This window comes from Bradyrhizobium liaoningense (assembly GCF_018130955.1).
Classification (GTDB): Bacteria; Pseudomonadota; Alphaproteobacteria; order Rhizobiales; family Xanthobacteraceae; genus Bradyrhizobium; species Bradyrhizobium liaoningense_C.
Genome location: NZ_JAFCJM010000011.1, coordinates 139,416 through 153,568, shown reverse-complemented (window position 1 = coordinate 153,568; position 14,153 = coordinate 139,416). Strand labels below are relative to the sequence as shown.

The window sequence follows — 14,153 nt, the reverse complement described above, 5'->3', positions numbered from 1 at the left end:
CTATTCGCTCCGGCTCGCGAGTGCGTTCACGGCGGCCACTGTGATCGCGGAGCCGCCGAGCCGCCCTTCGACGGTGAGCGCCGGCGCCGGCGGATTTTGCATCAATGCCGCCTTGGACTCGGCCGCGCCGACGAAACCGACGGGGCAGCCGATGATCGCCGCCGGCCGTGGACAGTCGCTGTCCTCCAGCATGTTGAGCAGATGGAACAGCGCCGTCGGCGCATTGCCGATGGCGACGATCGCGCCCGCAAGACGCGGACGCCACAGTTCGAGCGCGGCAGCGGAGCGGGTGTTGCCCATGGATTTTGCGAGATCGGGCACGGCGGGGTCACCGAGCGTGCAGATCACGGCGTTGCCGGCCGGCAGCCGCGCGCGCGTGATCCCCTCCGACACCATGCGCGCATCGCAAAGTATCGGCGCGCCCTTCTGCAACGCCGCGCGCGCGGCCACGACCATGTCAGGCGTGAAACGGATGTGAGGCTCCAGCCCGACCATGCCGGCGGCGTGGATCATGCGCACGACCACCGGCTCCTCGTCGGGCGTGAAGCGGCCGAGGTCCGCTTCGGCCCGGATGGTGGCAAAGGATTTTTGGTAGATCGCGGCGCCGTCGGTTTCGTAAATGTGCGGCATCAGCGGCCTCCCACGATCGAGGGGCTTGCCATGATGTCGGCCGCGCTCAGCCCGCGCAGCGTCGGGATGTCACGTGTCGAGCCATCGCGAATGAGATCAAATCCAGCAGCGGTCGCAACCAGCGTGATCGAGGCAGGGCCAGACAGCGCACAGCCCTTGGCACAGCCGGAGACGTGAAGATGCGCGTCGGGTGCAATGCGCGGCGCCAGTGCGGCAGCCAGCACACGGACATCAGCATGGGCCTCACGGCAGCGCGGCGCTCCACTACACGCGATCGCCCGCAGCGCCGGATCGTCGGCCCGCGTGATCAAGTCGTCACGGCGGGGCAACTCGCGCAAGCCTTCGACCAGCATCATCCGCCACGGCGTCATGCGCAACGCGGGCGCAAGCCCCGCGAGATAACGAAGCGCGGAAGGCGTCAGTTGCCCGAAGGCCGCACCGACCAGCGCGCCCTGCGGATGAAGGCCGGGCAGCGCCAGAGCCATCATCTTTGCAGGCGCGGCATCGCCACGCAGTGCGTCGGGCAATCGTGCGCCGGCACGACAATGCGCCGCCATCCGCCCTCGCCCGCCCTTGGCGCCGCCTGAAGTGACGAACCATTCTGCCAGCGCCAGCGCGGTCTCGACTGCGTCCGCTCGCGAAACCGGACGACCGAGCTCCGCACCATCCGTGCGTACGATAAGGCCGCCCCCAAGATCACGCTCAATCCGCACATCGGCCGACGCGGCCGCAAGCGTGCGCTCCGTGCCATCATCAACTGCAAAGCCAAACTTGGTCGGGAGATCGAGCGCGCAATCTGCAAGGGCTTGTTCGAGTTCGGCCGCCAGCGAACTTGTGTCATCACCCGCCCTCCAGAACGGAGTCACCAGCACATTGCGCCGTCCCTCCGTCCCTGGATCGGGATCGAGTAACTCCAATCGCGCAAGACCGTCGAGCAGAGGCTGATGTTCGTCATCATTGACGCCGCGGATCTGAAGATTGGCACGGCTGGTCAGATCGATCAGGCCGTTGCCGTGGCGCTCGGCGAGATCGGCGATGCCCCCCGCCTGCGCCGCCGACAGCCTGCCACCATAAGGGCGAACGCGGACCACGAGCCCGTCGCCCGAGGGCATCGGACGCAGTGCACCGGGACACCAGCCCTTGATCGCGACCGCGCTCATGAGGCCTCCCGCAGCGCTGCCGCAATCGAATTGCGGCGCGTCTTCCAGAGCGAAGCCTCGTGCAGGCGGGTGAAGCAGGTCTCCATGGCGGCCAGCGCCGCCGGGTTCTCCCGCGCCATGAAGGCGCGGACGTCGTCGCTGCCGAGCGTCGCGTCAAAATAGAGATCGAAGAGATGCGGCGGCACGGCATTGGCGAGATGCGCGAACGCGGCCATGTGCTCCAGCGTCGCCGCGATCTCGGCGGCGCCGCGAAAACCATGGCGCATCATGCCGGCGATCCAGGCGGGATTGGCCGCGCGCGCTCGCACCACGCGCGAAATCTCCTCGGACAATGCGCGCGCCCGCGGCTGATCAGGGTGCGTGGCGTCGAGGTGATAGAGCGACGGCGCGGCCGTGCCGAGCCGCGCGGCAGCGGCGGCAATGCCGGCTTCGTGCGCGGCATAGTCGGCGGCCAGCAGCAAATCTGTTTCCGGCAGGTCCTGGGTGTGGACGAACGTATCGGCCGACGCGAGCCTTGCCTCGATGCCGGCACGGTCGGGCTGTATCGCGCCGTCCGACGAGAACGCCCAGGACGAGGCCGACAGCCAGGCTTCGCCGGCGGCGGCGCGCGACTCCGGCGTAAAGACATCAGGCACCGACGCTGCGCCGACACCATAGTGTCCGGGACGCGGCCCGAACACGCGCGCGGCGCGATGACGGTACGGATTGTCGTCGCCTTCCTCCTCACGCGCGGACAGTGCCTCAGCCGCAGCCTCGAACAATTGCGCGAGCGTGGCAAAGACGTCGCGGAACAGGCCGGAGACGCGCAGGGTGACGTCGATGCGGGGACGGCCGAGCTCGGCCGGCGCAATAATGTCGTAACCTGTCACCCGCCCCGATCCGTGGTCCCAGCGCGGCGCAATGCCGGCCAGGTGCAGGGCCATCGCAAAATCCTCGCCCGCCGTGCGCATCGTCGAGGAGCCCCAGAGATCGACGACGATCCCTTTTGGCCAGTCACCATGATCCTGCAAATGACGGCGCATCAGCTCTTCCGCGAGCTTGATGCCCTGCGCATGCGCAGACGGCGTCGGTACTGCGCGCGGGTCGACGGCAAACAGATTGCGCCCCGTCGGCAGAACATCGCGCCGGCCACGATAGGGCGAGCCCGCCGGCCCCGGCGCGACCCGACGCCCGGCGAGCGCATCAAGCAGCGCGCCCTTCTCCGCCTCGCCGCACGGGCCGCGGCCGAACACGTGCAAGCCGTCGCCGAACTGGCTTTCCTTGAGATCGCAGACGAAGCGATCGATCCGTGGAATGGCCTCCGCAGGCGCGCTCGAGGCGGCAAGCCCGAGATCGTCGTCCAGTCCTGCCGCGCGCGCTTCGTCGCAGATCGCAGCGATCAATCGCTGGCGGCGCGCAGGATCGAGGCCGTCGGCGGTCGAATATTCGTCGAGCAGCCGCTCCAGGCGGCGCAGGCCTTCCGGCACGGCGGCCTCGACCAATGGCGGCGGCAGATGGCCGATCGTAACGGCGCCGATCCGCCGCTTGGCCTGCGCCGCTTCACCGGGATCGTTAACGATGAAGGGATAGACGATTGGCAGATCGCCGATCAGCGCATCCGGCCAACACGCGGGCGACAGCGCGACGGACTTGCCGGGCAGCCATTCGAGCGTGCCATGCGCGCCCATGTGGATGACGGCGTCGATGCCTTGTTTCCGAAGCCACAGATAGAAAGCGACATAGCCGTGACGCGGCGTGCGCGCGAGGTCGTGGTAGTCGGCATCGTGCTGTCCGACTTCGCCGCGCTCCGGCTGGACTGCGATGAGCGCCTTGCCGGAGCGGATCGCGGCAAAATGGAATTCGCCGTTGCGACAGCTCGGGTCGTCCTCAGGCGCGCCCCAGGCGCTGGCGAGATCGTCCTGCAACTGGCGCGGAAGGCGGGTCAGCGCCGCACGATAATCGGCGACGCTCCAAGTCAATTGCCGCCGCAACAAGGCATCGCCGAGCACCTCGGCTGCTTCGACCTCGAAACCGGCCTCGCCGAGATCTGCCAGCAGCGCCTCGACCGAGGCGAGCGCATCGAGCCCGACTGCGTGTGCAATCTGGTGCGGGCGGCCCGGGTAATTCGAGAGCACGACCGCGAGCCGCTTCTCGCCGGCTGGTTTTGTCGCAAGACGATGCCAGGCGGCGACCTTTGCCGCGACCGCACCGATACGCTCGCCGTCGGGCTGATGGGCAAGATGCGCAAACTGCAAATCGGGATCGCGCGCGCCAGGCGACTTGAAACTCACGACGCCGGCGAACACACGGCCGTCCACTTCGGGCAGCACCACATGCATCGCGAGATCACCCGGCGAGAGACCGCGCAGCGAGGCGGCCCAATCGTCACGGCGGGCCGTGGACAGCGCGACCTGGAATACCGGACAGGATGCAACGTCAAACGGCGTCCTGCCGTCATCGCCAACAGCGGAGAACGCGGTGGCATTCACGATGACCGCCGGCGGATGCGCTTCGACATGCGCGAGCAGCCAATCCGCCACATCAGGCGCCTTCAGCGAGGTGACGAAGACGCCGTAGGCGTCAAAACCCTTTTGCCGCAGCGCTGCGATCAACGCGTCGACAGGTCCGGTGTCGGCGGCCGTAAGATAGGAGCGGTAAAAAGTGACGAGCGAGCGAGGCCGGCCGTCGAATGGTGGATGGGCCACGACACCACGGGTCGGATCGTAGAAACCGATCTCGGGAACATCCAATTCACCGACAACCGGTCCCGCATAAAGCCCGGACGCCAGCGCGAACTGCGCGATGGCAGCTTGCGCCGCGACCGGCCCACCCTTGTCGCAGAGTACCTTGAGCCGCCTGAGCGTCGAAACCGGCAGCGTCGAAAACGCATCCAGCCGCTCGTCGTCGCGGCCATCCCCGGGCAGCACGGCGAGCGCGATGTTGCGATCCTTTGCCAGGCGATGCAGCGCCGCGAGCCCATACGACCAATAGGACTCGCCGCCGATCAGCCGGACGAGAATGCCGTGTGCCTGCGACAGGGTCCGCTCGACGTAGGTATCGACCGACAGCGGATTGCGCAGCTCGGCGAGATTGGCGAGCCTCAATGACGGCAGGCTGTCCCGCCCGCGCCGCCAGCCTGCGGCAAAGGCTGCAAGATCGCTATCCGAAAACGAGAGCACCACGAGGTCGGCCGCATCCTGGCCGATGTCCCGTGGCGTTTCGGTCTCCTCCAGACCGCGGCTCTCGCGGAAGACGACGTGCATCAGAGACCAAGTCCCGCCTTGATCGCAGCCTCGTCGATATCGCCGTGCTCGCCGATCACGACCAGTCTTGATTGCCGCGCGCGGGTACCCCAGGGACGATCGAACTGATGTCTAACGCGTTCGCCGACCGACTGCAGCAGGAGCCGCATCGGTTTGCCCTCGACCGCGATATAGCCCTTGGCCCGCAGCACGTTCTGCTCGCGCGCGAGCCGCTGCACGGAAGCAACCAGCGCATCGACGTCGACGACTTCGGGAAGGTCGATCACGACGGAGTTGAAATCATTATGCTCGTGCTCGTCTTCACCGTCGTGATGCGACGGCCGTGCGGCGAGATCGTCTTCCGCGGCTGCCTCGAGACCCAGGATCACGCGCAAATCGACCACGCCTTCGGTAACAGGTAGCATCGGCACCCGGCGGGGCATCTCGGCTTCGATCGCGGCCTTGGCGGCTTCGAGACCGGACACACCAGCAAGGTCCGCCTTGGTGAGCAGCACGATGTCGGCGCAGGCGATCTGGTCCTCGAAAACTTCCGACAACGGCGTTTCGTGATCGAGATTCTCGTCAGCCGCGCGCTGCGCTTCGACGGCATCCGGATCGGGCGCGAAGCGGCCGGCGGCAACGGCTTCGGCGTCGGCGAGCGCGATTACGCCGTCCACCGTGATGCGCGACCTGATCTCCGGCCAGTCGAACGCTTTAAGCAGCGGTTTTGGCAGCGCCAGTCCCGACGTCTCGATCACGATGTGATCGGGCTTCACGGGACGCGCGAGCAGTTGCTCCATCGCCGGAATGAAGTCGTCGGCCACGGTGCAGCAGATGCAGCCGTTCGCGAGCTCGACGATGTTTTCCGCGGGGCAATCGGCATCGGCGCAGGATTTCAGGATCTCGCCGTCGACGCCTTCGCTGCCGAACTCATTGACGAGCACCGCGAGCTTCTTGCCGTTGGCGTTGGTGATGAGATGCCGGATCAGCGTCGTCTTGCCCGATCCGAGGAAGCCGGTGACGACGGTGACGGGGACTTTTGCGAGCGAGCTCATTCGGCGGCCTCTAGAACTGCGGCAATGGGTGGAATGCGGGCGAGCGATTGCTTGCGAAAGATTTCCGGGCGGCTGCGCCACGGCACGATGCCATCTTGTGCCCCAGCATAGGCCGATGCACCGGCAATCACGTCCTTCGCGTGAACCTCCGACAACCGGCCGTAAACATAGGACCAGCGGCCGGGCGCGCTGAGCGCAACCGAGCAGCCCTGGCTGCATGCGGACAGGCATTCGACGGGAACCACGCTGACGCCGTCGGGCACGCCGGCGTCGAGAATCGCGGCATGGAGGCGCTTGCCGGGCGTGGTCTCGCCTTCACCGATCGTCTGACCGGCACGGCAGGTAATGCAGACGTGAAGTGTGACAGTCATCGCCCTTCCAGGAAAAAGCAGGGGAGGCGATGAGGTGTGCGAACCAATTTGCCATGGGTCCGCTTCCCCGTCGCGGAACACCCCGTCCGCCGGTCCAAAACATTTGCGCTGGCAGGTCTCCCGGCTTGCGGAGCAGGACGTTTTGTCCCTCGATCCCCGCCTTCCCAACCCCCTCAGGGATCAGTGGCTTTGGGCATCTCTCCGGTCACGGTCGCGGGGGCGGCTGCTTTTCAGACCCAATCTTGCGATTTGAGCCTATCGCATTCCCTCTTCGCCTGTCGTAGGACAGGAACCAACACAGCCCCACCATTTGCCCAAGGCTCGAACTTGTCAAGCCAAGGATCACCTCCGATGATGTCTGAACAGGATGCCGCCGACGACGCAGATACCGCCGTCTCCGAGGCGCGCCACGCGGCGAAAATGGCCAAGAAGAAGGTCGCCCGCGACAAGATCATGGCGACCAAGAGCGGCGAGAAGGGCCTGATCATCGTCCACACCGGCGCGGGCAAGGGAAAATCATCCTCCGCCTTCGGCATGATCGTGCGTTGTGTCGCGCATGGCTTTCCGTGCGCGGTCGTGCAGTTCGTCAAGGGCGCCTGGGATACCGGCGAGCGGCGCCTGCTCACCGGACATTTCGGCGACCTCTGCCAGTTCCACGCGATGGGCGAAGGCTTTACCTGGGAGACGCAGGACCGTGCCCGCGATATCGCGGCCGCCAAGGCCGGCTGGGAGAAGGCGAAGGAGCTGATATCAGATCCGCACCTGCGCATGGTCGTGCTCGACGAGATCAACATCGCGCTTCGCTACGACTATCTGGAGATTGCCGAGGTCGTCGAATTCCTGAAGGCGCACAAGCCGCCGATGACGCATGTCGTCCTCACCGGACGCAACGCCAAGGACGAGCTGATCGAGATCGCCGACCTCGTCACCGAGATGACACTGGTGAAACATCCCTTCCGCTCCGGCATCAAGGCGCAGGCGGGCGTCGAGTTCTGAAGAAAAATTCGATGGCGCGCGCATTGATGATCCAGGGAGCCGGCTCCGACGTCGGCAAGTCGCTCGTCGTCGCGGGCCTCGCGCGCGCTGCGCGGCGCCGCGGCCTGCGCGTGCTCCCGTTCAAGCCGCAGAACATGTCGAACAATGCGGCCGTGACCATCGACGGCGGCGAGATCGGCCGCGCGCAGGCCTTGCAGGCACTCGCCGCCGGCGTCGAGCCGCATACCGACATGAATCCGGTTCTCCTGAAACCGGAGACCGATGTTGGCGCGCAAATCATCGTGCACGGCAAGCGCATCGCGACGGCCCGCGCCCGCGAATATGCCTCGCTCAAGCCGTCGCTGATGGGCGCGGTGCTGGAGAGTTTTGAGAGACTGAAGCAGCGCGCCGATCTCGTGCTGGTCGAAGGCGCCGGCAGCCCCGCCGAGGTGAACCTGCGCAAATCCGACATCGCCAACATGGGCTTTGCGCGAAGAGCCGACGTCCCCGTGGTCCTGATCGGCGACATCGACAGGGGCGGCGTGATCGCGCAGCTCGTCGGCATCAAGATCGTGATCGATCCGGACGACGCCGCGATGATCCAGGGATTTGTCATCAACAAGTTCCGCGGCGATCCCACGCTGTTCCATGACGGCTACCGGACGATCGAGGCCAGGACGTCGTGGCGGGGTTTTGGCGTGCTCCCCTATTTCACCCGTGCGATCGAGCTACCGGCCGAGGATGCCCTTGGGCTTGCCGATGCGCGAAAACCCGGCCAATGCAAGATCGCATTCCTCGCGCTGTCGCGGATCGCGAATTTCGACGACCTCGATCCGCTCAAGCTCGAGCCCGGCGTCGACCTCGTGATGGTCCGTCCGGGAGAAGCCATTCCCGGCGATTGCAGGCTCGTCATCATTCCCGGCTCCAAATCGACGCGCGGTGATCTCGCCTTCTTGCGTGCGCAAGGCTGGGACATCGATCTCGTCGCGCATCACCGCCGCGGCGGTCACGTGCTCGGCGTCTGCGGCGGCTACCAGATGCTCGGGCGCAACGTGGCCGATCCTGACGGCATCGAGGGGCCCGCCGGCGAAACAGAAGGGCTCGGGCTGCTGGATGTGACGACTGTTATGACCGGAGACAAAACGTTGACCCGCGTGACCGCGCAGCATGCGGCAACGAAGCAGCCGATCGACGCCTACGAGATCCATATCGGGCAAACCGAGGGCCCTGACCGCGGCCGCGCATTCGCCCTGCTCGACGGCAAGCCGGAAGGCGCGGTGTCACGCGACGGTCGCGTCTATGGCAGCTATATGCATGGCCTGTTTGCGTCGGATGCGTTCCGTCGTTCGTTCCTCGCGCAGCTCGATATTCCCGTCACGGATCAGCGCTACGGCGCGCGCGTCGAGGACGCGCTCGACGCACTCGCCGATCACATCGAAGCCCATCTCGATGTCACAGGGCTCTTTGCGCTCGCGCGCTGACCTCAACGCGACAACGCTTCGGTCAATCGCGACCATTCGCCTTCGTCGCCCGGCAAGCCCAGCCTTATCCAACCCGGCCGTTGGCTGAAAACGCGCGACCAGATGCGTCCGAGCGCAAGATTCTCCTGTGCAGCGATCGCATCGCCGGCGTCGTAGAGCCGAAACAAGGACGTGCCGCCGACGAGCCGCCATCCCTGCGACGTCACGGCGGCGTCGAGCCGCAGGCAATCGCCTTCGAGACGCCTTGCCGTCGCTTTGGCCCATTCGCAATCGCGCAAGGCGCTCCGGCCGACAGCGATAGCTGCGCCGGACACCGGCCAAGGACCCGCCATCGCCGACAACGCGGCGATGTCACCTTCTGCGCCAAGCACGAAGCCGAGCCGCAGGCCCGCGAGGCCGTAAAACTTCCCGAACGAGCGCAGGATCAGGAGACCGGGCCGTCCCGCCTCGGCGGCGAGCGAAAGTTCCGGCACCGCGTCGGCAAAGCTTTCGTCGATGACGAGACGGCCGACCTGCGGCAGCAACGCAAGCAGCGCCGCTTTGTCATGGCGCCGGCCATCAGGATTGTTGGGATTGACGACAACCGCTAGGTCCGCGCCGGCGAGCGCATCGAGCGTGGAGACTTCCGTCACTTCCCAGCCGGCGGCCGAGAGCGCACCGGCATACTCATTATATGTCGGCGCGAGCACGCGGGCCCGGGCGCGGGGCGCAAGGCGCGGCAGAAGCTGGATCGCTGCCTGGGCACCGGCAAACGCCAGTATGGGAGCCTCGGTTACATAAGCCTGCCATGCCGCGTCATGCAGCGCTTCAAGGTCCGATCGCGACGGCAGCGCGGTCCAGTATCGCGGCTCGATGTCGCCGACCGGATAAGGCTGCCGGTTGATGCCGGTGGACAGGTCGATCCAGTCCTCCACGCGCCCACCAAAACGCTGGACTGCCTGGTCGAGATTGCCGCCGTGCTCGCGCATCATCCGCTCCGTCATGCCAGCGCCAATGCGACGAGCAAACCGCCGAGCACCAGCATCGCACGGATATAAAGCCGCAAGCCCTGCCGGAGATCGGCGGCTTGCGGATCGCGCGCGGTTTCGTTGAGCCAGGGCTCGTCCGTCACATGGCCATGATAACTCCGCGGCCCACTCAAGCGCACGCCGAGCGCGCCGGCCATCGCGGCTTCCGGCCAGCCGGCATTGACCGAACGATGGCGGCTCGCGTCGCGCACCATGCAGGACACCGCCTCCGGGAGGCGCGGAGACACCAGCGCGAAGATGAAACCGGTCAGACGCGCCGGGATGAAATTTGCGACATCATCGATGCGCGCCGCCGCCCAGCCGAAATAGAGATGGCGTTCGGAGCGATGGCCGATCATGGAATCCAGCGTGTTGATCGCCTTGTAGCCAAAAATGCCTGGCAGACCGAGCAGTGCGCCCCAGAACACGGGGGCGACAATGCCGTCGGATGCATTCTCGGCGAGACTTTCGATCGCCGCCCGCGCGATCCCTGCCTCCTCCAGCAACGCAGGATCGCGGCCGACGATCTGCGCAACAGCGACGCGCGCGGCATCGATGTCATCAGCTTGCAGCGGCGCCGCCACGGCGTCGACGTGGTCATAAAGCGAACGCAGTGCGACCATCGGCCATGCGAGAAGCCCAATGAGTAGGACACTGCCCCATCCCGTTGGCAGTACGCCTTGCATGATCCAGCCAAGCCCTCCGCAAGCTGCAATCACCAGCAGCGCGGCGGCAAGGCCGGCGATACGACGGATCAGGGGCGCATCGGTGGACCTGTTCCAGTTGCGATCAAGCCGGCCGATCAGCCCGCCGATCCAGGTCACGGGGTGGCCGATCCTCGCAAACAGCGCGGCGGGCCAGCCCACCAGGGCGTCCACTATCATCGCCACCGCCATCGCACCGACAAAACCCACGCCACCTCTCCTGCTGCGTCCCGCCCTGATGCGCAAGAATTGCCGCGCAGCGCAAGCCCCCGCGAGAACAATTCGGCTTTGTCTTTGCCGGCGATTGATGGTTAGTGCGGGATCTGAGCGGAGGCCGCATGGCGATTGTCCTGATCACGGGAGGCGCACGGTCCGGCAAGAGCCGGCGCGCGGAGGCGCGCGCCCGCACGCTTCCCGGCCGGCCCGTCTATATCGCGACCGCCGAGGCGCTCGACGCGGAGATGGAGGCGCGGATCGCCCAGCACCGCGCGCGCCGCGGCAGCGACTGGATCGAGCGCGAGGCCCCGCTCGACCTCGTGCAGGCGCTGGACGAGACGGATGGCGGCGGAGCCCGCCTCGTCGATTGCCTGACGCTGTGGCTATCCAACCTCCTCCACGCCGGGCGCAACTGGTCGGACGAGGCCGCCCTGCTCGCGGCAACACTCGGCCGCCAGCGCAGCCCCGTCATTCTCGTGACCAATGAGGTCGGGCTCGGCATCGTGCCCGACAATGCGCTGGCGCGCGCCTTTCGCGATGCGGCCGGCCTGTTGAACCAGCGCTTCGCCGAGGTCGCCGACGAGGTCGAGTTCGTGGTGGCGGGACTGCCGATGAAGGTCAAGTGATGGCAAGAGTCGAGCAACTCGTCAGGGATTTGCGGATCGGCGTTTCCTTCGCCACGATCCTCCCGCTAGGTCCGTCGACGCCGGTCGAAGATGGCGAGATGACCCGGGCGAGCTGGTCGCTGCCGGTCGCGGGACTGGTTGTCGGCCTCGTTGGTGCGGCCGTCTATGGCATCGCCCATGCTCTCGGCGTCACGCCCGGCCCCGCCGCGATGCTGGCGCTTGCCAGCACCATGGTCGTGACCGGCGCGCTGCACGAGGACGGACTTGCCGACACCGCCGACGGATTGGGCGGCGGCCGCACGCGCGAGCGCAAGCTGGAGATCATGCGCGACAGCCGCATCGGGACCTATGGCGCCTGCGCGCTGCTGAGCTCAATGATTTTGCGCTGGAGCGCGCTGGCCGCGATCGCCGCGCCGCGCTCGGTGATGATCGCGCTGCTGCTCGCGCACGCGGCTGCGCGCGCAGGGCTGCCGACCTTTTCGGCTTTCGTGCCGCCGGCGCGGAAGGATGGACTTTCGGCCAGCGCCGGTCAGCCGGCCTTGCAAAGCGCCGCCATTCCCCTCGGCCTCGGCGCCCTCGTGCTCGCGCTCGGCTTTGGGCCGGGCAAAGCGATCCTGGCCGTGGTCCTGCTCGTGGCGATCGGGCTATTGATGGCCCGGCTCTGCGTCAAACAGATTGGCGGGCAGACCGGTGACATTCTCGGCGCTTTCGAGCAGCTTGCCGAGACGGCCATCCTGCTCATGGCGGCCGCCATCTTTCAGTCGAGCATGCAACCCTGATGACCGCGTTCGACGACAGCTTTCGCCGACAATTGCGCGAGCTCTTCATCTGGCGCCGTGACGTCCGGCGTTTCCGCCCCGATCCGCTGCCCGCAGGCGCGCTGGAGCGGCTGATCGACATCGCCTGCCTGTCGCCATCGGTCGGCTTGAGCCAGCCCTGGCGGTTCGTCCTCATTGAGGACGACGCGCGACGAACAGCCGTCATCGAAGACTTCAAGGCGTGCAACGCCGAAGCCCTGTCATCCTATTCGGTCGAGCGCGCCGCGCGATATGCCGCGCTCAAGCTCTCAGGCCTTACAGAGGCCCCGGTTCATCTCGCGGTCTTCGCCGACAAGGCCAGCGATATCGGCCATGGCCTCGGGCGCGCGACGATGCCGGAGACGACAGAATATTCCGTGGTCGCAGCGATCACTGCGATGTGGCTCGCGGCGCGCGCGGAAGGCATCGGGCTCGGCTGGGTCTCGATCCTCAACCCGGAGCGCATTCACGCAATTCTCGACGTGCCGCCGTCCTGGAAGTTCATCGGCTATTTCTGCATCGGCTATCCGCAGGAGGAATGCGCCCGGCCCGAGCTCGAGCGCGCGGACTGGGAGCATCGGCGTCCGGCGGCTGAGTTCACGATCCGACGCTAAACTCCGGTCAAGGCTTGCGCGATATCGGCGACGAGGTCGGACGGATGCTCGATGCCGATCGACAGGCGAATCGTCGAATCGAGCACACCGATGCGCTTGCGGATGTCGGCGGGAACGCCGGAATGCGTCATGGTCGCGGGAAGGCTTGCCAGCGACTCGGTGCCGCCAAGGCTGACCGCGAGCTTGAAGATTTGCAGCGAATTGAGGAATTTTTCCGCAGCAAGCCGCCCGCCGACGATGTCGAACGAGAAGGTCGAGCCCGCGCCGCTGCATTGCCTCGCGAACACACGGCCGGCAGGCGACGTCACATCGTGATGCGCGAGATAGTGGACCTTTGCCACCTTGGCATGGTCGCGCAAAAAGTCCGCCACCACCCGCGCATTGCGATCGGCCTTCTCCATGCGAAGGCTGAGCGTCTCCAGCGAGCGGCTGATCATCCAGCAGGAATGCGGGTCGAGCTGGGTGCCGATGGCGCCGCGCAGCGCCTTGACGTCCTTCATCACGGCCTTCGCGCCGAGCGCGGCTCCCGCGATCAGGTCGGAATGGCCGCCGACATATTTGGTCAGAGAGTACAGCGACAGGTCCGCGCCGTGCTCGATCGGTCGCTGAAACACCGGCCCGAGCAAGGTGTTGTCGCAAGCGATAATCGGCGTGTGTCCCTGCGTCTTGCCGATCATGTCGGCGACGCGGCGCGTCAGCGCGATATCGACCAGGCCGTTGGTCGGATTGGCCGGCGTCTCGATGAAGATCATCGCCACCCGCCCCTTGCGCATGGCCTCCTCGGCCGCCGCCGTGACGACGGCCTCGTCAAGGGCATCGGCAAAGCCCACGGCGCCGATGTTGAGATTTGCCAGCGTCTTCGTGAACAGCGTTTCCGTGCCGCCATAGAGCGGTTGCGAATGCAGGATCACGTCGCCGGGTCGCGTGAACGCCAAGATCGTCGTCGAGATCGCCGACATGCCCGACGAGAACAACGCGCAGGCTTCCGTGCGTTCGTAGATCGCGAGCCGGTCCTCGACGATCTCGCTGTTGGGATGGTTGAAGCGGGAATAGACGAGGCCCGCGCCCATCCCTTCCGGCGGCTCGCGGCGGCCCGCGACGAAATCGAAAAAATCCTTGCCGTCCTCGGCGGTCCGGAACACGAAGGTCGAGGTCAAGAACACCGGCGGCTTCACGGCTCCTTCCGACAATTGCGGATCGTAGCCGTAGTTCAGCATCAGGGTTTCCGGATGCAGCGTGTGATTGCCGATCTTGGTTTTTGACGGGAACGGTTTGACCACGGCGTGTCTCCTTGGC

The 14,153-nt window shown here is 66.3% G+C and carries 13 protein-coding genes and 1 riboswitch; of the genes, 5 read left to right on the top strand and 8 right to left on the bottom strand.

What is annotated here, in order from left to right:
- The 5 genes from JQ632_RS12265 to JQ632_RS12245 are packed head-to-tail and all read right to left on the bottom strand — an operon-like array spanning position 1 to position 6,437.
- Positions 1-630 carry a precorrin-8X methylmutase gene (locus JQ632_RS12265; protein ID WP_212402571.1) on the bottom strand — a complete coding sequence of 210 codons (630 nt, stop codon included), beginning with the start codon at positions 628-630 and terminating at the stop codon, positions 1-3.
- Entirely contained in the window at positions 630-1,790 is a 1,161-nt protein-coding gene (gene cobG, locus JQ632_RS12260) for a precorrin-3B synthase (RefSeq protein WP_212402570.1), read from the bottom strand. Before cobG ends, JQ632_RS12265 begins: the two co-directional genes overlap by 1 nt.
- Positions 1,787-5,032 carry a cobaltochelatase subunit CobN gene (gene cobN / locus JQ632_RS12255; RefSeq protein WP_212402569.1) on the bottom strand — a complete coding sequence of 1,082 codons (3,246 nt, stop codon included), beginning with the start codon at positions 5,030-5,032 and terminating at the stop codon, positions 1,787-1,789. The genes cobG and cobN overlap by 4 nt, the downstream gene beginning before the upstream one ends.
- On the bottom strand, positions 5,032-6,066 hold the full coding sequence (gene cobW / locus JQ632_RS12250; RefSeq protein WP_212402568.1) for a cobalamin biosynthesis protein CobW: 1,035 nt from the start codon (positions 6,064-6,066) through the stop codon (positions 5,032-5,034). Before cobW ends, cobN begins: the two co-directional genes overlap by 1 nt.
- On the bottom strand, positions 6,063-6,437 hold the full coding sequence (locus JQ632_RS12245; RefSeq protein ID WP_212402567.1) for a DUF1636 domain-containing protein: 375 nt from the start codon (positions 6,435-6,437) through the stop codon (positions 6,063-6,065). The genes cobW and JQ632_RS12245 overlap by 4 nt, the downstream gene beginning before the upstream one ends.
- A 92-nt stretch (positions 6,438-6,529) precedes the next feature.
- Positions 6,530-6,749: riboswitch (cobalamin riboswitch) on the bottom strand.
- 42 nt (positions 6,750-6,791) lie between these two features.
- Here JQ632_RS12245 and cobO point away from each other — a divergent pair.
- A complete protein-coding gene (gene cobO / locus JQ632_RS12240) occupies positions 6,792-7,433 on the top strand; it encodes a cob(I)yrinic acid a,c-diamide adenosyltransferase (protein WP_409363480.1) in 642 nt (213 codons plus the stop codon).
- An 11-nt stretch (positions 7,434-7,444) separates the two neighbouring features.
- Positions 7,445-8,893 carry a cobyric acid synthase gene (locus tag JQ632_RS12235; protein WP_212402565.1) on the top strand — a complete coding sequence of 483 codons (1,449 nt, stop codon included), beginning with the start codon at positions 7,445-7,447 and terminating at the stop codon, positions 8,891-8,893.
- Positions 8,894-8,895: 2 nt separating this feature from the next.
- On the opposite strand, the gene cobD is transcribed toward JQ632_RS12235, so the two are convergent.
- Positions 8,896-9,861: a threonine-phosphate decarboxylase CobD gene (gene cobD / locus JQ632_RS12230; protein ID WP_212402603.1), complete on the bottom strand. Its 966-nt coding sequence runs from the start codon at positions 9,859-9,861 to the stop codon at positions 8,896-8,898.
- A gap of 11 nt (positions 9,862-9,872) precedes the next feature.
- Positions 9,873-10,814, bottom strand: a complete 942-nt coding sequence (gene cbiB / locus JQ632_RS12225; protein ID WP_312015599.1) for an adenosylcobinamide-phosphate synthase CbiB — start codon at positions 10,812-10,814, stop codon at positions 9,873-9,875.
- A 128-nt stretch (positions 10,815-10,942) separates the two neighbouring features.
- Here cbiB and cobU point away from each other — a divergent pair, with 128 nt between their 5' ends.
- Genes cobU through bluB form a run of 3 tightly spaced genes read left to right on the top strand, consistent with a single transcriptional unit; the run spans position 10,943 to position 12,857 of the window.
- Positions 10,943-11,446: a bifunctional adenosylcobinamide kinase/adenosylcobinamide-phosphate guanylyltransferase gene (gene cobU, locus JQ632_RS12220; RefSeq protein ID WP_212402564.1), complete on the top strand. Its 504-nt coding sequence runs from the start codon at positions 10,943-10,945 to the stop codon at positions 11,444-11,446.
- Positions 11,443-12,225, top strand: coding sequence for an adenosylcobinamide-GDP ribazoletransferase (gene cobS / locus JQ632_RS12215; protein ID WP_409363479.1), 783 nt, complete (start codon positions 11,443-11,445; stop codon positions 12,223-12,225). The genes cobU and cobS overlap by 4 nt, the downstream gene beginning before the upstream one ends.
- Positions 12,225-12,857: a 5,6-dimethylbenzimidazole synthase gene (gene bluB / locus JQ632_RS12210; RefSeq protein ID WP_212402562.1), complete on the top strand. Its 633-nt coding sequence runs from the start codon at positions 12,225-12,227 to the stop codon at positions 12,855-12,857. The genes cobS and bluB overlap by 1 nt, the downstream gene beginning before the upstream one ends.
- On the opposite strand, the gene JQ632_RS12205 is transcribed toward bluB, so the two are convergent.
- Positions 12,854-14,137 carry a cystathionine gamma-synthase family protein gene (locus JQ632_RS12205; protein WP_212402561.1) on the bottom strand — a complete coding sequence of 428 codons (1,284 nt, stop codon included), beginning with the start codon at positions 14,135-14,137 and terminating at the stop codon, positions 12,854-12,856. The two genes, bluB and JQ632_RS12205, sit on opposite strands and share 4 nt — an antisense overlap.
- Between the last annotated feature and the right edge of the window lie 16 nt (positions 14,138-14,153).